This is a genomic window from Aeromonas sp. FDAARGOS 1416 (genome assembly GCF_019048085.1).
Taxonomy (GTDB): Bacteria; Pseudomonadota; Gammaproteobacteria; order Enterobacterales; family Aeromonadaceae; genus Aeromonas; species Aeromonas veronii.
Genome location: NZ_CP077301.1, coordinates 3522719 through 3540387, shown reverse-complemented (window position 1 = coordinate 3540387; position 17669 = coordinate 3522719). Strand labels below are relative to the sequence as shown.

Here is a 17669-nt window from a genome sequence, read left to right as displayed (position 1 = left end):
TTTCCTCCTGTTTTGGGATGTGTTGTCAGGCGTTGGAGTAGTGGTCTCGCAGGCCGAGCCAACGCCGAATCAAGGGTTGGACATGACTCGGGTGCCTATCCATAAGGAAGCGCGCCATCTTCTGTACCTGCGGAATAAGCGGCTGATCCCGCACCAGATCGGCGATCTTGAGATCGGCCAGACCGGTCTGGCGGGTGCCGAGCAGTTCCCCCGGGCCGCGCAGTTCCAGATCGCGCTGGGCGATGAGGAAGCCGTCGTTGGTCTCCCGCAGCACCCCGAGTCGGCTCTGGGCCGTCTTGGACAAGGGGGCATGATAGAGCAGCACGCAGTGCGAGGCCACCGCCCCCCGGCCAACCCGACCGCGCAGCTGGTGCAACTGCGCCAGCCCGAGCCGTTCCGGGTTCTCGATGATCATCAGGCTGGCGTTGGGCACATCCACCCCCACTTCGATGACGGTGGTGGCGACCAGCAGTTGCAGTATGCCCGCCTTGAACTCCTCCATCACCCGCTGTTTCTCCACCGGGCGCATCCGGCCGTGCACCAGCCCGATATGCAGGCCGGGCAGCAGGTTTTGCAGCTCGGCAGCGGTATCCTCGGCGGCTTGGCACTCCAGCACCTCCGACTCCTCGATCAGGGTGCAGACCCAGTAGGCCTGCTTGCCCTCGGTGCAGGCGAGTTTGACCCGCTCGATCACATCGCCGCGACGGCTGTCGGGCAGCGCTACCGTGGTGATAGGGGTACGGCCCGGCGGCAGTTCGTCGATGATCGAGGTGTCGAGGTCGGCATAGGCGGTCATCGCCAGGGTGCGGGGGATGGGGGTGGCGGTCATGATGAGCTGATGGGGATGCACCCCTTCCCGCTCCCCTTTCTCGCGCAGGGCGAGGCGCTGATGCACCCCGAATCTGTGCTGTTCATCGATGATGACCAGCGCCAGACGCTGGAACACCACCTGCTCCTGAAAGATGGCGTGGGTGCCCACCACCATCTTGACGCTGCCATCGGCGATGGCGGCCAGCGACTCTTCCCGCGCCTTGCCTTTCTGTTTGCCCGCCAGCCAGCCGACTCCAATGCCGAGCGGCTCCAGCCATTTGGCGAAGTTGATGGCGTGCTGTTCCGCCAGCAGTTCGGTCGGCGCCATCAAGCCCACCTGACAGCCGTTGCCGATGGCCTGCAGGGCGGCCAGCGCTGCGACCAGGGTCTTGCCGGAGCCTACGTCACCCTGCACCAGCCGCATCATGGGGTGGCTCTGTTGCAGATCCTTACTTATCTCGGCTACCACCCGGCTCTGGGCGCCGGTCGGCTTGAACGGCAGGGCGCCGAGCAGCTGTTCGACCAGCGCAGGCGCCGGTTTGAGGGCGCGGGCCAGCTGGGTTTGTGCCTGAGCGCGCACCTTCAAGACCGAGAGGTTGTGAGCCAGCAGCTCCTCCAGCACCAGCCGCTGCTGGGCCGGATGCTGGCCGCTTTCGAGCAGCGGCAGTGCCACCGAGGGGGGCGGACGGTGCAGCAGCTTCAGAGCAGCGGCCAGCTCAATCTGGTGGGGATAGAGGCCGGCGGGCAGCAGCTCCTCCACGCCGTAGAGGTCGAGCTGGGCCAGCGCCTGATCGGTGAGGCTGCGCAGGGTGAGCTGGCGCAGCCCTTCGGTCGTCGGGTAGACGGGGGTGAGCGCCTCTTCGGTCTGGCCGGCCTGCTCCTCGCCGAGCAGCTTGTACTCGGGATGGGCCATCTCTAGCCCGTATTTGCCGGGGCGCACCTCGCCAAAGCAGCGGATCAGGCGGCCCGCCGCCAGACTGTTTTTCTGGGCGGCGGTGAAGTTGAAGAAGCGCAGGGTGAGGGTGCCGGTACCGTCGCTGATGCGACAGACCATCATGCGGCGGCGCCCCATCACCAGTTGAGTGTCCTGGATTTCGCCCTCGACAGCGCCGTGCAGGCCGGGCGGCAGATCGCCGATGGGCCACACCTGGGTGCGGTCCTCGTAGCGCAGGGGAAGGTGGAACAGCAGATCCTGTACCGTGGCCAGCCCCAGCCGCTCGAGCTTCTCCAGCATCTTGCTGCCGACACCCTTGAGGCTATCGAGAGGAATTTTATCCAATTTCATCAATTAGATGCCCGAAAACACTGTAAATATGTCCAGATGATAGGGGTTGTTGAGGGGCCGATGCAAGCCGAGTTGCTGCTGGCTGGGCCGTCAAAGTGGGGGAAACGGCGGATATAACAAAGGCCTGCCGAAAACGGGAGGCCTTTGTGCGGCTGCCAACAGGCAAGGTGCGGGCGCATGGCGCCCGGAGTCAGATGATGCGTTTGAGCAGCAGGTGGGCCTTGACCCTGTGGATCCGTCCCAGCAGCTTGCGCACCTGTTCCGGGTAGTCCTGAATCTGCTCAACCTGATCAAAGTGGCTGATCCGCTTGGTGTTGGTCAGGATGTTCTCCCGCTCCGCGTTGAACTGGGGACGCAGCAGGTGGCGACGATCGTGTACCAGCAGGCCATTCTCCAGATCCAGCGCCCAGGCGCGCGGGTTGAGGTTGTTGCCGGTGAGCAGGGCCCACTCGTCATCCACGAAGATCCCCTTGAGATGGTAGGAGTTGCGTTCGCAACACCAGAGCATCAGGTTGAGGCGGCCGTCGTCGATGTGACGCTGGTTGCGCTCGGCAAACTTGCGCAGGTTGGTCTCGTAGAGATAGGGCAGGCCACCGATGGTGGAGAACTTCTCTTCCGGCGGAATGAAGAAGTCGTTGGCGGTCTTGTCGCCCACTACGATGGTGACTTTGCAACCGCGCTGCAGCAGATCCTCGATATCCTTGCTCAACTCCTTGGGCGGGTTGAAGTAAGGGGTGCAGATGAAGATCTCCCGCTCGGTGGCGCGCACCAGATTGCGGATCATCAGGTTGAGCTGATTGTTGCGCTTGCCCAGACCCACCATGGGGGTGACGGCCACCTCCTGGGTGTTGACCGGCATGGTGCTGAAACGGTACTGGCTCTGGCGCAGGCTCTGCTTGAAGCGGCGGATCGGCCCCTTCAGCTGCTTGGCGCTGGGGATATCGCTATGATCCAGCCGCTGCACCGCGTCGCTCTTCACGAACAGGTCATCCACATAGTTGACCATGCTGCGGGCCAGCTCCGGGCTGGTGATCTGGTGATAGCGATCGAAGCGGTAGCGATCCTGCTGATGCAGGTAGATATCGTTGAGGCTGGCGCCGGAGTAGAGCACCACATCATCGAAGATGAAGCCCTTGAGGTGGAGCACGCCGAGCAGCTCGCGCCCTTTGACCGGCACGCCGTAGATTTCGATCTGGTGCTCGTGTTCGGCAGCCATGGCCTGATACATCAGGTGGTTGCCGCCCTGCTTGCCCTTGCCGATCAGGCCGCGCTGGGCACGGTGGAAGTCGACGAACAGCTTGATGTCGAGGGCCGGATTGCGCTGCTTGGCGGCGTAGAGGGCGGAGAGGATCTCCCGGCCTGCTTCGTCATCCTGCAGATAGAGCGCGACCAGATAGATGCGCCGGGTGGCACTGGCGATAAGCGCAAGAATGCGGCGTTTGAAATCCTGGGCGCTATAGAGCACTTCAAACTGATCCGCTGCGACGGCGATCTGGGGCAGGCGCGCCAGCAGTTGTCGATAATGGGCCGATGAATGCATAGATAAACCTGAAATCACGGGGTTAAGCGTTCCACTCGGAGCGATGAATAGGCGATTCTAGCAATCTCGCCCTCTCAGCCAAAGAAAGAATCATCAGAAAGATGAAAAAGGCCTCACGAGTGAGGCCTTTTTGTCAGCATTTCGCCCTTGTCAGAGGAAGCTGTAGATGATCATCGCCATCACGCCGCCGGTGGTGCCGATGATGGTCTCCATCACGGTCCAGGTCTGCAGGGTCTGCTTCTCGGTGAGGCCGAGGTAGCGGTTCGCCAGCCAGAAACCGGAGTCGTTGACGTGGGAGAGCACGATGGCACCGCCGCCGATAGCTATGGTGACGGCAGCCAGCTGGGCACCGTTCAGGCCGAGGGGTTCCAGCATCGGCAGCACCAGACCGCAGGCGGTCAGCATGGCAACGGTGGCAGAACCCTGAATCACCCGCACCGCGGCGGCCAGAATGAAGGCCAGCGCGACGATGGGCAGACCTGAGTCGGCCAGCATGTTGCCCAGCGCGGCGCCTACGCCGGAATCAACCAGCACCTGCTTGAACACGCCACCGGCACCGGTCACCAGGATGATGACACCGGCCGGCTGGATGGCGCTGTTGCAGACGCTCATCACCTCGTCACGGGACATGCCACGGCGAATACCCAGCAGATAGAAGGCGGCCAGACAGGCGACCATGATGGCGGTGAAGGGGTGACCGATGAACTCCAGCCAGTTGTGCAGGGTGGAGCCCGCCTCGACGAAGCGACCGACAATGGTCTTGAGGCCGATCAGCAGCAGCGGCAGACCGATGAGGCCCATGGCCAGCCCGAAAGAGGGCAGGGATTTGCTGTCATCATGGACGCTGTTCTGGGCATCGGCAGGCAGCGGCACATCGACGATCTTGCTGATGAAGTCACCGAACAGCGGGCCTGCCAGGATCAGCGCCGGTACGGCGGCGATCAGGCCGAACAGGATCATGTAGCCGAAGTCGGCACCCAGCTGGGATGCCACCAGGATCGGGCCCGGCGCGGGGATAAGGAAGGCCTGGCAAGTCGCGATACCGGCCAGCAGAGCGATACCGATCTTCACCACGCTGCCGCCGCCACGACGGACGATGGCGAAGGCGACGCCGATCAGCAGCACCACGGCCACGTCAAAGAAGAGCGGTAGGGCGCAGACAAAGCCGGTCAGGGCCATGGCCCAGTTGGCGCGCTTGACGCCAAACTTGCCGAGCAGGGTGTGAGCCACCCGGTCGAGGGCACCGGTCACTTCCATCACCTTGCCAAACATGGCACCCAGCGCCACCACCACGGCGACGAAGCCGAGGGTGCCGCCCATCCCTTTCTGGATGGTGGCGGCGATGTCGGCCGGGTTCATGCCGGCGGCGAGACCCGCCACCATGGAGACCAGGATCAGGGCTACCACGGCGTGGAGCCGGGCCTTCATCACCAAGAAGAGCAGCAGCACAATCGAGCCGGCGGCTGTCATGATCAGGGAGAGGTCAGACATTGTTATGCGTTCCTTTTTCCAAGTTCAGTCGTGACACCTTGCCGATCCGTCGGCAAACCATATCTTTATGATTTATTTAGATTTATGGCAAGGGCTCAACATCATATGCCCAGGTGACTATGGGTTTGCTCAGTCTGTGGCAGACTTCACATTTTCAATCGTTACCGGTAACATGTTACCGGTAACGTGTTAGATTAGAACCCATCAACAGCTGGTTTTTTGAAAAGTGGGACAGAGGTCAAATTATGGCGGGTAAGTGCATTATCGTGATGGGTGTGTGTGGTAGCGGCAAATCCAGCGTGGGTCTGAAAGTGGCCGAAGCGCTGGGCGCCAAGTTCATCGATGGTGATGACCTGCACCCCAAGGCCAACATCCAGAAGATGGCTGGCGGCAACCCCCTCAACGATGAGGATCGTGCCCCCTGGCTGGAGCGGATCCGCGACGCCGCCTACAGTCTCGAGCAGAAGAACGAGACCGGCATCATTGTCTGTTCCGCCCTCAAAAAGAAGTACCGCGACCAGATCCGCGAAGGCAACGAGTCGGTCAGCTTCATCTTCCTCGATGGCAGCCAGCCGCTGATCCTCGAGCGGATGCGTGCCCGCAAGGGCCACTTCATGCGTGAAAGCATGGTACAAAGTCAGTTCGATACTCTGGAGCGCCCGGATGGCGAAGCCGGTGTATTCCACATTGATATAGACGGCACCTTCGAACAGGTGGTTGACCGCGCCGTCACAGCATTGGAGCAAGCCCAATGATTCATCAGGTAATTTCCGACGTCACCGCCCGCATCCGCGAGCGCAGTGTCGCCCGTCGTCAGGCATTTCTGGCCCGCATCCAGCGTCAGGCAGAGCAGGGCAAGACCCGCGCCGCGCTGGCCTGCGGCAACCTGGCCCACGCCGTGGCCGCCTGCAGCAGTGACGAGAAGGGTCGCATTCTCGATATGACCCGCGCCAACGTCGGCATCGTCACCGCCTACAACGATATGCTGAGCGCCCATCAGCCCTATCAGGGCTATCCGGACATCATCAAGGGCGCGCTGGCCGAACTTGGCCACAGCGCCCAGGTCGCCGGCGGCGTGCCCGCCATGTGCGACGGCGTGACTCAGGGTCAGCCGGGGATGGACATGTCCCTCTTCTCCCGCGACCTGATCGCCCAGGCGACCGCGCTCTCTCTTTCTCACAACACCTTCGATGCGACCCTGCTGCTCGGCATTTGCGACAAGATCGCTCCGGGCCAGATCATGGGGGCCCTCTCCCACGCTCACCTGCCGACAGCATTTGTTCCTGCCGGCCCCATGGCGAGCGGTATCAGCAACGACGAGAAGGTGAAAGTTCGTCAGAAGTACGCCGCCGGTGAAGTGGGTCGCGATGCCCTGCTGGAGATGGAGTGCGGCGCCTACCACGCGGCGGGCACCTGCACCTTCTACGGCACCGCCAACACCAACCAGCTGGTGTTCGAGGCCATGGGCCTGATGCTGCCGGGCTCCGCCTTTGTGCATCCGCATAGCGAGCTGCGCCGCGCCCTGACCATTGAGGCGGCCCGCCGTATCAGCGCCATGATCCCGGGCTCTCCCGCCTATCGCCCGTTGAGCGAGGTGCTGGACGAGCGTTCGCTGGTCAACGGTCTGGTGGCCCTGCTCGCCTCCGGCGGCAGCACCAACCACAGCATCCACATGGTGGCGCTGGCCCGCGCCGCCGGTCTGGTACTGACCTGGGATGACATCAGCGATCTCTCCGATGTGGTGCCGCTGCTGGTTCGCATGTACCCGAACGGCCCGGCCGACGTCAACGCCTTCGAGCAGGCGGGCGGTGTGCCCGGCCTGATGCGCCGTCTGGCGCAAGAGGGGCTGATCCACATGGACGCTACTCCGGTCTTTGGCGAGATGCAGGATTACCTCAGCCGTCCGGCACTGGTCGATGGCCAACTGGTGTGGCAGCCGGTGGGCGAGAGCGGCGATGCGAGCGTGTTGTCGCCTTCCGGCAGCGTGTTCCAGGCCACCGGCGGCACCAAGCTGCTGGCGGGTAATCTGGGCCGCGCCGTGGTCAAGGTCTCCGCCGTGGCTCCGGAGTATCGGGTCATCGAAGCGCCTGCGCGGGTCTTCTCCTCCCAGCATGCGGTGGAAGCGGCCTACAAGGCGGGTGATCTCAATCAGGACGCCGTGATCGTGGTGCGCCACAATGGCCCGGCCGCCAACGGCATGCCGGAGCTGCACAAGCTGATGCCGGTGCTCGGCAACCTCCAGAAGGCGGGTTACAAGGTGGCGCTGGTCACCGATGGCCGTCTCTCCGGCGCCTCCGGCAAGATCCCGGCCGCCATCCACGTCACTCCGGAAGCGCTGCACGGCGGGGCCATCGGCCTGCTTGCTGACGGCGACCTGCTGCGGGTTGACGCCGTAAACGGCAGCCTCGATTGTCTGACCGATTTGAGTGGCCGCACCCAGGCCGAGATTGACCTCACTCTGGAACAAGAGGGGTGGGGTCGTGAACTGTTCAGCGTGATGCGTCGCGCGGTATCGAGCGCCGAGTGTGGCGCCACCATCTTTGACTAAGGAAGAGCTATGCAGAACTGGAAAGTGACCCCGGCCGAGGTGTTTGCCGCCTCCCCGCTGGTACCCGTGATGGTTATCAACGAGCTGGATCAGGCCCTGCCGATGGCCAAGGCGCTGCTCGACGGCGGCATCTCTGTCTTCGAAATCACCCTGCGCACCCCGGTGGCGCTCGATGCCATCGCCCTCATCGCCAAGGCGATGCCGGATGCCATGGTCGGTGCCGGTACCGTGCTCAACTGCGAGCAGTTTGACGCCGCCGTCGCCGCCGGTGCCCGTTTCGTCATCTCCCCGGGGATGACCCCGGCCCTGCTGGCCCACGCGGCCAAGAGCACTGCACCGCTGATCCCGGGCGTTGCTACTCCGTCTGAAGTGATGCAGGCGCTGGAAGCAGGCTATGACCACCTGAAGTTCTTCCCGGCCGAAGCGAACGGCGGCACCAAGGCGCTCTCCGCCATTGCCGCGCCGCTGCCCCAGGTGAAGTTTTGCCCGACCGGCGGTATCGGCCCGAAAAACGTGGCCGACTATCTGGCGCTCAAGTGCGTGGCCACTGTCGGCGGCTCCTGGATGCTGCCGGCCGATGCGGTCAAGAGCGGCAACTGGGAAGAGGTGACTCGCCTCTCCCGCGAAGCGGTTGAGCTGGTTAAACGCTAAGCGTCAGTTGTGCAGAAAACCAAACAGGCCACCCTCGGGTGGCCTGTTTGTTATCGGCGTGGCTTCAGTGTGTGCGGGAAGGGATTACCCCAGACTCTCCCCGACATAGAGGGAGAAGCCGATATCCTTGCGGGTGTCGGGTTGGGATTGGCCGCTGAGACGTGCCAGCAGCATGGTGGCCGCCTCCCGACCGATCGCTTCCCGCGGGGTGGCGATACTGGCCAGTTTGGGGGTCATGGCGTGGCCGATGTCGAGAGCGTTGCAACCGGCGATGGCGATCTGCTGGGGCACCGGGATCCACTTGGCCTGACACTGCAGCAGAGCACCCACCGCCAGGTCATCGTTGGTGCAGAACAGGCCGTCGAGGTCGGGATAGCGCACCAGCGCCTGATCCAGCAGCTCGCCCCCCAGAGTGAAGCTGGAGGATTGTTCGGTCAGCAGATGCTGGCCGGTGAGGCCGAAGTCGGTCATCGCCTGATAGTACCCCTCCATCCGCAGCTGGGTGCGCACGTCGAGCCGTGCCCCCATATAGACCACCTTGCGTCGGCCCCGGCGCAGCATCTCTGTTACCATGGCCCGGGCGGCGGCTCTATGGTCCATACCGACCACCATGTCGATGGGGGTTTGCGGCAGATCCATGGTCTCCACCACCGGAATGCCGGCGGTGGCGATCATCTTGCGGGTGCGTTCGGTGTGCTGGCTGTCGGAGAGGATCAGCCCATCCACGTGATAGGAGAGCAGGGACGCGACCTGCTCCTCCTCCCGCTCCGGGCTGTAGCCGTAGTGGGCCAGCAAGGTCTGGTAACCGGCCGGTCGGGTTACCGACTCGATGCCATGGATCACCGCCGAGAATACCTGGTTGGAAAGTGAGGGGATCAAGATGCCGATCGCCTTGCTGGTCGCGTTGGAGAGAATGTCCGGCGCCCGGTTGGGGATATAACCCAGCTCTTCCACCACAGCTGCGATCCGCTCGCGGGTCCCCTCCGCTACGGTCTGCGGGTCGCGCAGATAGCGGCTGACAGTCATCTTGGTCACGCCGGTCTGGTCGGCGATATCTTGCAGGGTGGGGCGGCGCTTGCGGGTGGGGCTCATAGGGGTGTCCAGCGTGGATGTTACATGTAACATTACCGTTTTTGGCGGATAAAGTCAGCATATGAAGCCGTTTTTGCAGGAGTTTTCCGATGATCAGAGGCAAGCAGTTCGTGGATGTCCGGTTCGAGCAACAGGATGTGGAGGGGGAGCAGTTCTCGGAGTGCCGCTTTATCGGCTGCAATTTCTCCTGGCTGGATTTGAGCGATAGCCGCTTCATCGACTGCAGCTTCTACGATCGGGAGAGTGAACGGGGCTGCCTGTTGCAGGGTTGTGATCTGCGCGAGGCCAGCTTCCTGCGCTGCGATCTCACCATGGCCGATTGCAGCCGCAGCCAGTGTCTGGGGTTGGAGATGCGCGACTGTCAGGCGGTCGGCATCAACTTCGGCCACGCCAGCTTCGCCAACCAGATCACCGCCAAAAGCTACTTCTGCGAGGCCCATCTGACCGGCAACAACTTCAGCTATGCCAGCTTCGAGGGCTGCCTGCTGGAGAAGTGCGAGCTGACCGGCAACCGCTGGCAGGGGGCCAACCTGTTTGGTGCCTCGCTGGCGGGTTCCGATCTCAGCTGCTCCGAGTTTGGCCAGATCGACTGGAGCAGCTTCAAGCTGCAGGGCTGCGATCTGCGCCAGTGCGACCTGCCGGGGCTGGATCTGCGCTGGGTCGATCTGCAAGGGGTGCAGATCAACGAGGATCAGCAGCAGACCTTGCTGGAGCAGATCGGTCTGGTTGTCTTCCCCTGAGCCGAGCGGAAAATTAGGTAATTTTTCATCAAATGGGCCGACAGTGGGGAGGGCGCTCCTGAAACGACAAAAGCCTGCATGATGCAGGCTTTTGCTAGTGAGCGTGTGATGGCTTGTCGGCCGGGTTAACTCAACCCTTGGCCAGCCATTTGGTCGGGTTGATCGCCTCGCCCTGATAGCGAATTTCGAAGTAGAGGCCCGGTCTGTCCTGACCGCCACTGTCACCGACCAGTGCCACCGGTTCACCCTGTTCCACATTCTGGCCAACCTGACGCAGCAGCGACTGATTGTGACCGTAGAGGCTCATATAGCCTTTACCGTGGTCGATCACCAGCAGCATACCGAAGCCGTCGAGCCAGTCGGCGTAGACCACTTGTCCCGGTGCAACCGCCTTGACCTGGGTCCCTTCGCTGGCGCCGATCAGGGTGCCTTTCCACTTGAGCTGGGCGGTACGGGGCGAGCCATAGGAGATGAGGATCGGTCCCTGCACCGGCCAGCGCAGGCTGCCATTGGTCTTGAGGCCGCTATAGTGACCGGCACTGCTGATGCCCGAGCCGCGATCCGGTTTGCTGCTGGCCAACTCTTCGACCGGTTCTGCCGGTTTGACGGTTTTGTTCTGCTGGGCGGCGAGTCGTTGTTGCTCGGCGCGGCGCTGTTCGGCCAGCTTGCGCTGACGCTCCTGCTCCGCTTTCAGCTTGGCCAGCCGTTCCCGCTCGGCCCGTTCGCGGCGCTCCTGCTCTTCCCGCTTGCGACGCAGCTCTTCCAGTCGGGCCTTCAGCGCTTTCTCCGCCTTGACCAGCTGGGTCAGCTTCTGCTCGTCATCCTGTACCGACTGCTGCAACTGGTTGCGCACCTTGGCCCGGCTCTGCTGGCTGGCCAGCAGGGTCTGGTGGTGCTCCTGCTGTTCGGCCAGCAGGGTCTGCAGTCTGGTTTCGGTCTCTTTGGTTGCCTGCTGGTTTTTCGCCAGCTTGTCACGGGTGGCGCGCAGGGCGTCGATGGCCTCGATGCGGGCCTTGTTGAGGTAGTCGTAGTAGTCGAGGGAGCGGCTCAGTTTGGCCGGATCCTGCTGATTGAGCAGCAGTTTGAGGTAGTCGTGGTTACCCGCCTGAAAGGCGCTCTCCGCCTGTTTGGCCAGCAACTGCTTTTGATGTTTGGCTTGAACTTCCAGCGCGAGCTTGTCTTTTTGCAGGGTCGCCAGCGTCTGCTGGTTCTGCTTCAACTGCTGTCTGGTCTGGTTGAGTTTGGCGGCGGCGGCCGAGATGGCCTGCTCGTCAGCCTTGAGCTGGGTATTGAGCTTGGCAAGCTCCTGCTTGCTGAGCTTGATGGTCTTCTGTTGCTCTTTGATCTGGGACTGCATGGTCCCCAGCTGCTGATTGGCGGCCAAAGCCGGTTTGCTGGCGCCAATCGACAGGCAAAAAAACAGCGCGCCGGCCAACAGGCCGACGCGACTGGTTTTCTGTGAAATAACTTCGCATCCCCGCATGGGGAAGGATTATTTCAGAATCATCAGGGGCTTGCCAGTCATTTCCGGCGGCACCGGCAGACCCATCAGGGTCAGCATGGTGGGGGCCAGATCGGACAGTTTGCCACCTTCAACTACCTCGGCTTTGCGACCGAAATAGATGAGCGGAACCGGCAGATTGGTGTGGGCGGTGTGGGCCTGACCAGTCTCTTCGTCCAGCATCTTCTCGGCGTTACCGTGGTCGGCAGTGATCAGGCACTCGCCACCCACTTCGGCCAGGGCGTCGGTGACGCGACCGATGCAGTGGTCAACGGCTTCACACGCTTTGACGGCGGCATCGAATACACCGGTGTGACCAACCATGTCGCCATTCGGGTAGTTACAGATGATGACGTCGTACTTGCCGCTCTTGATGGCCGCAACCAGCTTGTCGGTCAGCTCTTCGGAGCTCATCTCTGGCTGCAGGTCATAGGTCGCCACTTTCGGACTGGCCACGATCTCGCGATCTTCGCCGGTGAAGCAGGACTCCTCGCCACCGTTGAAGAAGAAGGTGACGTGAGCGTACTTCTCGGTTTCGGAGATCCGCAGCTGGGTCTTGCCCTGCTTGGCCAGCCACTCACCCAGGGTGTTGACCAGAGCGGTCGGCGGGTAGGCACAGGCAGTTTTGATGTCGGCCGCGTATTCGGTCAGCATCACGAAGTTCAGCTTCGGCTCGACTGCACGGGCGAAGCCGGTGAAGTCGGTGTCAACGAAGGCGCGGGTGATTTCACGGGCACGGTCGGCACGGAAGTTCATGAAAATCAGCGCATCGCCATCTTCCATCGGTGCAGCTTCGCCGATGCGGGTGGCTTTGACGAACTCGTCGTTCTCGTCGCGAGCATAGGCGGCAGCCAGCGCTTCGGTGGCGCTATTGGCGGTGAACTCGCCCTTGCCCTGGGTCATCAGGTCATAGGCTTGCTGCACGCGATCCCAGCGGTTGTCACGGTCCATGGCGAAGTAACGACCGATCATGGAGGCGAAACGACCCTTGCCGAGCTTGGCGAACAGGGCGTCGAACAGCTCGATGGAGGACTGGGCGGAGCGCGGCGGAACGTCACGGCCATCCAGGAAGGCGTGCAGGTAGATCTTCTCGGCGCCACGCTTGGCCGCCATTTCGATCATGCCCATGATGTGCTCTTCGTGGCTGTGTACGCCACCCGGGGACATCAGGCCCATGATGTGAACGGCTTTGCCGTTGGTCACGGCAGCGTCAACAGCCTTGGCCAGCTCGACGTTCTGGAAGAATTCGCCGTCCTGGATGTCTTTGGAGATGCGGGTCAGCTCCTGATAGACGATGCGACCGGCACCGATGTTGACGTGGCCCACTTCGGAGTTGCCCATCTGGCCATCCGGCAGACCGACGTCCAGGCCGGAGCCGGAGATCAGGGTGCTGGTGTAGTCACGGGCCAGACGATCGAGGTTGGGAGTCTTGGCTGCAGCGACGGCGTTGTGCTCTTGCTTGGTGCTGTAGCCCCAACCGTCCATGATGACCAGAACCAAAGGTTTCTTAGCTGTTGACATAAGACTATGTCCTCTCGGATTGGAAAAAATGCGGGAAATGAAACTAGCGTAATATTACTACATCTGCCGAAATAGTCACCTGATAGCCAAGGGGCGCTCCTGCGGCCCCGCAAGCCATGCCTTTCCTGCCATGCTCGCAGCCCAATGAGGATGGGAGCCTGCTCGCGCTTTGCCGCCAAGATGGCTGATCTTATCAATACCCCCATGTATACTCGGGCCCTTGTCTTGGTCCCTGGATAGTAGAAGATGCAAGAGTATTTGGATTTTGCGGCCCGTAACCCGCTGCTGACCGCAGCCTGGTTGGGTCTGGCTGGCACCCTGGTTTACACCACTGTGCGTGCCCGTTTGTCTCCGGTAAAAACCGTCAACAATCACACCGCGACCCTGCTGATCAACCGCGAGAATGCCACCGTGGTGGATATTCGCAGTCAGGAAGAGTACGCCAAGGGCCATCTGGCCGGTGCCCAGCACCTGCCGCTGACCCAGATCCAGAGCAATAATCTGGGCCCGGTTGAAAAGCATAAAGATGCCCCCATCATAGTGGTGTGCGAGTCGGGAATGACTGCGGGCGGCGCGGGCCGTCAGCTGAGCAAAGCTGGCTTCAAGCAGGTTTATGTGCTCGGCGGTGGCATGGCCCAATGGCGTGCAGAAAATCTGCCGGTAACCAAGAAACGCTGATTTAAGCAGGGCCTGAGCCCACTTATCCATATAACAAGGAATCAAACGAAATGGCTGACGAGATCAACAACCAGGAAGTACAACCGGAATTCCACATCCAGCGTGTTTACACCAAGGATGTCTCTTTCGAAGCGCCGAACACCCCGCACATCTTCCAGAAAGAGTGGCAGCCGGACGTCAAGCTGGATATGGATACCAAGACCAACATCCTGGCTGAGAACGTGTACGAGGTTGTCCTGACCCTGACCGTAACTTGCAAACTGGAAACCGAAACCGCCTTCCTGTGCGAAGTACAGCAAGCCGGTATCTTCACCATCGGTAACCTGCCGGAGCCGCAACTGGCTCACTGCCTGGCTGCCTTCTGCCCGAACATCCTGTTCCCGTATGCCCGCGAAGCCGTGGCCAACATGGTGAGCAAGGGTTCCTTCCCGCAGCTGAACCTGGCACCGGTCAACTTCGATGCCCTGTTTGCCCAGCACATGGCGCAAGCACAGGCCCAGCAGGCGACTGCGGAAGCCTGATAATGGCTGACCAGATCGCTATCTCGGTCTTGGGGGCGGGGTCTTATGGCTCCGCCCTTGCCATTTCTCTGGCGCGCAATGGTCATCCGACCCTGTTGTGGGGTCACGACCCCGCTCATGTCGCCGAGTTGGAACAAGACCGCTGCAACAAGGCATTTTTGCCTGATGTCCCTTTTCCCGCCGATTTGCAGCTGACTGCGGATCTGCAACGTGCGGTACAAGCGGCTCCCGTGCTGCTGCTGGTCGTGCCGAGCCATGTATTTGGCGATGTGCTGATCCGGATCAAACCCTTCCTGCGCCCCGATACCCGTATCGCCTGGGCCACCAAGGGTCTGGAGCCGGACAGTGGCCGTCTGCTGCAGGACGTGGCCCGTGAAGTGCTGGGTGACGAGATACCGCTGGCGGTGATCTCCGGTCCCACCTTCGCCAAGGAGCTGGCTGCCGGTCTGCCGACCGCCATCTCGGTCGCCTCGACTCACGATGAGTTCGCCGACGATCTCTCCCATCTGCTGCACTGTGGCCGCTCGTTCCGGGTCTATACCAATCCGGACTTCGTCGGTCTGCAGCTGGGCGGGGCGGTGAAGAACGTCATCGCCATCGGTGCCGGTCTTTCCGATGGGCTAGGGTTTGGCGCGAATGCCAGAACCGCGCTCATCACCCGGGGTCTGGTGGAGATGCAGCGTCTGGGTGCGGCGCTGGGTGCCGATGCCAAAACCTTTATGGGGATGGCGGGGCTCGGGGATCTGGTGCTCACATGTACCGACAACCAGTCGCGCAACCGTCGCTTCGGGCTGGCCCTCGGGGCTGGCAAGGATGTGAACACCGCCATGACCGAGATCGGTCAGGTGGTGGAGGGGTATCGCAACACCAAAGAGGTGCATCTGCTGGCGGCCCGCTGCGGCGTCGAGATGCCCATCTGCGAGCAGATCTTCAAGGTGCTCTACGAGGGTAAGAACCCGAAAGAGGCGGCCATCGCCCTGCTGTCGCGAGACAAGAAGGACGAGTAATCTGCCGATTGCCCATGCAAAAGGCCCCGCCAGATGGCGGGGCCTTTTCTTTGCTGCAAGGGCTGCAAATCAGTAGTAGGAGTGGTCGCCGCGCTGGTGCTCGGTGGCGTCTTTCACACCGTTGAGTTCGCCCGGGAACTTCTCCAGCAGCTGCTTCTCGATCCCCTCTTTCAGGGTGTAATCGACCATGGAGCAACCGTTGCAACCACCGCCAAACTGCAGGATGGCCAGTTTGTCTTCAGTCAGCTCGACCAGGGTGACCTTGCCACCGTGACCGGCCAGCATGGGGTTCACTTCGGACATCAGCACGTACTCGATGCGCTCGATCAGTGGCGCGTCATCGGCCACTTTACGCATCTTGGCGTTCGGTGCCTTCAGGGTGAGCTGGGAGCCCATCTGATCGGTCACGAAGTCGATGGTGGCATCCACCAGGAAGGGGGCGCTCAGGGGATCGACCATGCAGTCGAAGCCGCTGAAGGGCAGGTGTTGATCTTCCGGGTCCACGGCATCGGGCGGGCAATACGATACGCCACACTCGGCATTCTGGGTTCCCGGATTGACCACAAACACCCGGATATTGGTGCCATCAGGCTGTTTTTCCAGCAGTTTACGGAAATGGGCCTGGGCGGCGTCGGAAATGCTGATCATCACTATCCTCATAAACCTGAGTGTACGACTAGGGTATTCATGATAACGCGGTTAGCAAGGCTTGGGTAGCATGCCGATGGCTACTTGAGATGCCTCTGGGTGCGGCAGATGGCCCAGACCTCCACCTTTGTGACTCCGCTCTCATGAAGCAGGCGGGTGAGCTGGCCGGCGGTGGCGCCTGTGGTCACAACGTCATCGAGCAGGGCGACATGATGGTATTGGTGGGAGCGGATCCGGAATGCCCCGCGCAGATTGCGCCGCCGCTGCCCGGCGCTCAGGGTTGTTTGTTGCGGGGTCGCCTTGATGCGCTGCAACAGGGTGTTGTCGCAGGGAATGTCGGTGAACTCGCCAAGGGCTTGCGCGATCTCCTCCGCCTGATTGAACCCGCGCCGCCACTGCCGCCACCAGTGCAGGGGAACCGGAATGATCGCCTCCGGCGGCTCGCTGCCATCCAGATGATCGGCCAAGAGGCGTGCCAGTAGCGGCGCCAGCAGGATCTGGCCGGAATATTTAAGCCGGGGGATCAGCATGGGGTAGGGGATTTGGTAGTCGCCGATCACCTGCAACCGCTCCCAGGGGGGAGGTCTGCGCTGGCAGCGACCACAGACCGGTATGCTCTCTTCTATATATTTAGTCAGCGGTGCGGCGCAGAGGCGGCATCTCGGCTGTGACTGGTGCAGCGCCTGCCGACACCAGCTGCAGAGCAGGGGCTCGCTGTCGCAAGGTTGATGACAGAGGAGGCAACTCCCTTGCCAGTCACCGTGGCTGCCGAGCAGCGGGCTTGCTTTAGCGAGCAGTCGCTTTAACATGCTGACCCCAAGAGCATGAACAGGGATCTTGAGTCTAGATGAGCATATCGGTAGAGCAGTTTGGCCAGGGGCCCGATCTGGTGCTGTTGCACGGTTGGGGGATGAATGGTGCGGTCTGGCATGGTATTGCCCAACAGCTGGCGTCCCACTATCGGGTTCATCTGGTGGATTTGCCCGGTTTTGGCAACAGCCCGCTGGATGACGAGGTGGATTACAGCCTGCCCTGGCTTGCCGAGCAGGTGGCCGCCATCTTGCCGCAGAAGTGTCATCTGCTTGGCTGGTCGCTCGGCGGTCTGGTGGCAAGCCAGTTGGCGCTGACGCATCCCGATCGGCTGCACTCCCTGATCACCGTGGCCAGCTCCCCCTGTTTCATGGCCCGTGATGAGTGGCCGGGGATCGCTCCCAAGGTACTGACCGGCTTCAACCAGATGCTGGCGGGGGATTTTCGCCAGACCATAGAGCGCTTTCTGGCGATCCAGGCAATGGGCAGCGAACATGCCCGAGATGATATCCGTCAGTTGCGCCACTGGCTGGCCGAGCGCCCGGCGCCCCAGTTTGCCGCACTTGAGGCCGGGCTGACGCTGTTGGCCGACATTGACCTGCGCGAACCGCTGCGGGAGCTGGATCTGCCCTGGTTGCGGATCTATGGCCGACTGGATTCATTGGTACCCAAGGCGGCCATTCCCCTGCTGGATGATCTCTACCCTGCCAGCCGCAGCGTGACCCTCAATAAGGCCTCACACGCACCTTTTATCTCCCACCCTGACGAATTCATTGAAATCGTTCGAGATTTTGTTGGCTAAAAAACAGCCGGCAAGCTTCATTAA

General features: G+C 61.8%; 16 protein-coding genes. 8 read left to right on the top strand and 8 right to left on the bottom strand.

The features are described from left to right. Window positions 1-25 precede the first annotated feature (25 nt). The 3 genes from recG to gntU form a co-directional block, all read right to left on the bottom strand. Window positions 26-2095, bottom strand: a complete 2070-nt coding sequence (recG, locus tag I6L46_RS16075; protein ID WP_216976316.1) for an ATP-dependent DNA helicase RecG — start codon at window positions 2093-2095, stop codon at window positions 26-28. Between the two features lie 190 nt (window positions 2096-2285). Beyond that, complete coding sequence (pssA, locus tag I6L46_RS16070; RefSeq protein WP_021230775.1) at window positions 2286-3635, bottom strand: CDP-diacylglycerol--serine O-phosphatidyltransferase; 1350 nt, start codon at window positions 3633-3635, stop codon at window positions 2286-2288. 150 nt (window positions 3636-3785) lie between these two features. Continuing rightward, window positions 3786-5126 carry a gluconate transporter gene (gene gntU, locus I6L46_RS16065; protein ID WP_069527617.1) on the bottom strand — a complete coding sequence of 447 codons (1341 nt, stop codon included), beginning with the start codon at window positions 5124-5126 and terminating at the stop codon, window positions 3786-3788. A gap of 245 nt (window positions 5127-5371) precedes the next feature. Here gntU and I6L46_RS16060 point away from each other — a divergent pair, with 245 nt between their 5' ends. From I6L46_RS16060 to I6L46_RS16050, 3 genes are read left to right on the top strand one after another with little or no spacing between them, the layout of a single operon-like run. Continuing rightward, entirely contained in the window at window positions 5372-5881 is a 510-nt protein-coding gene (locus I6L46_RS16060; protein ID WP_005340649.1) for a gluconokinase, read from the top strand. Beyond that, window positions 5878-7674 carry a phosphogluconate dehydratase gene (gene edd / locus I6L46_RS16055; protein WP_216976314.1) on the top strand — a complete coding sequence of 599 codons (1797 nt, stop codon included), beginning with the start codon at window positions 5878-5880 and terminating at the stop codon, window positions 7672-7674. The genes I6L46_RS16060 and edd overlap by 4 nt, the downstream gene beginning before the upstream one ends. A gap of 9 nt (window positions 7675-7683) precedes the next feature. Beyond that, complete coding sequence (locus I6L46_RS16050; protein WP_005342660.1) at window positions 7684-8325, top strand: bifunctional 4-hydroxy-2-oxoglutarate aldolase/2-dehydro-3-deoxy-phosphogluconate aldolase; 642 nt, start codon at window positions 7684-7686, stop codon at window positions 8323-8325. Window positions 8326-8409: 84 nt separating this feature from the next. Here the strand turns inward: I6L46_RS16050 and I6L46_RS16045 are convergent, their stop codons facing one another. Further along, window positions 8410-9417: a substrate-binding domain-containing protein gene (locus I6L46_RS16045; protein WP_216976312.1), complete on the bottom strand. Its 1008-nt coding sequence runs from the start codon at window positions 9415-9417 to the stop codon at window positions 8410-8412. Between the two features lie 89 nt (window positions 9418-9506). Here I6L46_RS16045 and I6L46_RS16040 point away from each other — a divergent pair, with 89 nt between their 5' ends. Continuing rightward, on the top strand, window positions 9507-10157 hold the full coding sequence (locus tag I6L46_RS16040; protein WP_216976310.1) for a Qnr family pentapeptide repeat protein: 651 nt from the start codon (window positions 9507-9509) through the stop codon (window positions 10155-10157). Between the two features lie 130 nt (window positions 10158-10287). Here I6L46_RS16040 and envC read toward each other — a convergent pair whose 3' ends face one another. Then, window positions 10288-11640 (bottom strand): murein hydrolase activator EnvC, encoded by a 1353-nt coding sequence (envC, locus tag I6L46_RS16035; protein WP_216976308.1) that lies wholly within the window; start codon window positions 11638-11640, stop codon window positions 10288-10290. A 9-nt stretch (window positions 11641-11649) separates the two neighbouring features. Further along, window positions 11650-13179 (bottom strand): 2,3-bisphosphoglycerate-independent phosphoglycerate mutase, encoded by a 1530-nt coding sequence (gpmM, locus tag I6L46_RS16030; RefSeq protein WP_005342668.1) that lies wholly within the window; start codon window positions 13177-13179, stop codon window positions 11650-11652. Window positions 13180-13425: 246 nt separating this feature from the next. Between gpmM and I6L46_RS16025 the strand changes: the two genes are divergently transcribed. From I6L46_RS16025 to gpsA, 3 genes are read left to right on the top strand one after another with little or no spacing between them, the layout of a single operon-like run. Further along, window positions 13426-13857 (top strand): rhodanese-like domain-containing protein, encoded by a 432-nt coding sequence (locus tag I6L46_RS16025; RefSeq protein WP_005340640.1) that lies wholly within the window; start codon window positions 13426-13428, stop codon window positions 13855-13857. 50 nt (window positions 13858-13907) lie between these two features. Beyond that, entirely contained in the window at window positions 13908-14378 is a 471-nt protein-coding gene (secB, locus tag I6L46_RS16020; protein ID WP_005340639.1) for a protein-export chaperone SecB, read from the top strand. Between the two features lie 2 nt (window positions 14379-14380). Next, window positions 14381-15385, top strand: a complete 1005-nt coding sequence (gene gpsA, locus I6L46_RS16015; RefSeq protein WP_216976306.1) for an NAD(P)H-dependent glycerol-3-phosphate dehydrogenase — start codon at window positions 14381-14383, stop codon at window positions 15383-15385. A gap of 69 nt (window positions 15386-15454) precedes the next feature. Here the strand turns inward: gpsA and nfuA are convergent, their stop codons facing one another. Further along, window positions 15455-16033 carry a Fe-S biogenesis protein NfuA gene (gene nfuA, locus I6L46_RS16010; protein WP_005340636.1) on the bottom strand — a complete coding sequence of 193 codons (579 nt, stop codon included), beginning with the start codon at window positions 16031-16033 and terminating at the stop codon, window positions 15455-15457. Window positions 16034-16113: 80 nt separating this feature from the next. After that, window positions 16114-16842: a ComF family protein gene (locus tag I6L46_RS16005; RefSeq protein WP_216976304.1), complete on the bottom strand. Its 729-nt coding sequence runs from the start codon at window positions 16840-16842 to the stop codon at window positions 16114-16116. 38 nt (window positions 16843-16880) lie between these two features. Between I6L46_RS16005 and bioH the strand changes: the two genes are divergently transcribed. After that, a complete protein-coding gene (bioH, locus tag I6L46_RS16000; RefSeq protein WP_216976302.1) occupies window positions 16881-17645 on the top strand; it encodes a pimeloyl-ACP methyl ester esterase BioH in 765 nt (254 codons plus the stop codon). Window positions 17646-17669 lie beyond the last annotated feature (24 nt).

What these genes read in the sequence shown, in the direction of transcription:
- bioH (WP_216976302.1), top strand. Translation starts at nt 16,881, where the DNA reads ATGAGCATATCGGTAGAGCAGTTTGGCCAGGGGCCCGATCTGGTGCTG.
- gpmM (WP_005342668.1), bottom strand. Translation starts at nt 13,179, where the DNA reads ATGTCAACAGCTAAGAAACCTTTGGTTCTGGTCATCATGGACGGTTGG.
- I6L46_RS16005 (WP_216976304.1), bottom strand. Translation starts at nt 16,842, where the DNA reads ATGTTAAAGCGACTGCTCGCTAAAGCAAGCCCGCTGCTCGGCAGCCAC.
- gpsA (WP_216976306.1), top strand. Translation starts at nt 14,381, where the DNA reads ATGGCTGACCAGATCGCTATCTCGGTCTTGGGGGCGGGGTCTTATGGC.
- gntU (WP_069527617.1), bottom strand. Translation starts at nt 5,126, where the DNA reads ATGTCTGACCTCTCCCTGATCATGACAGCCGCCGGCTCGATTGTGCTG.
- pssA (WP_021230775.1), bottom strand. Translation starts at nt 3,635, where the DNA reads ATGCATTCATCGGCCCATTATCGACAACTGCTGGCGCGCCTGCCCCAG.
- I6L46_RS16040 (WP_216976310.1), top strand. Translation starts at nt 9,507, where the DNA reads ATGATCAGAGGCAAGCAGTTCGTGGATGTCCGGTTCGAGCAACAGGAT.
- secB (WP_005340639.1), top strand. Translation starts at nt 13,908, where the DNA reads ATGGCTGACGAGATCAACAACCAGGAAGTACAACCGGAATTCCACATC.
- I6L46_RS16045 (WP_216976312.1), bottom strand. Translation starts at nt 9,417, where the DNA reads ATGAGCCCCACCCGCAAGCGCCGCCCCACCCTGCAAGATATCGCCGAC.
- I6L46_RS16060 (WP_005340649.1), top strand. Translation starts at nt 5,372, where the DNA reads ATGGCGGGTAAGTGCATTATCGTGATGGGTGTGTGTGGTAGCGGCAAA.
- nfuA (WP_005340636.1), bottom strand. Translation starts at nt 16,033, where the DNA reads ATGATCAGCATTTCCGACGCCGCCCAGGCCCATTTCCGTAAACTGCTG.
- I6L46_RS16025 (WP_005340640.1), top strand. Translation starts at nt 13,426, where the DNA reads ATGCAAGAGTATTTGGATTTTGCGGCCCGTAACCCGCTGCTGACCGCA.
- edd (WP_216976314.1), top strand. Translation starts at nt 5,878, where the DNA reads ATGATTCATCAGGTAATTTCCGACGTCACCGCCCGCATCCGCGAGCGC.
- I6L46_RS16050 (WP_005342660.1), top strand. Translation starts at nt 7,684, where the DNA reads ATGCAGAACTGGAAAGTGACCCCGGCCGAGGTGTTTGCCGCCTCCCCG.
- envC (WP_216976308.1), bottom strand. Translation starts at nt 11,640, where the DNA reads ATGCGGGGATGCGAAGTTATTTCACAGAAAACCAGTCGCGTCGGCCTG.
- recG (WP_216976316.1), bottom strand. Translation starts at nt 2,095, where the DNA reads ATGAAATTGGATAAAATTCCTCTCGATAGCCTCAAGGGTGTCGGCAGC.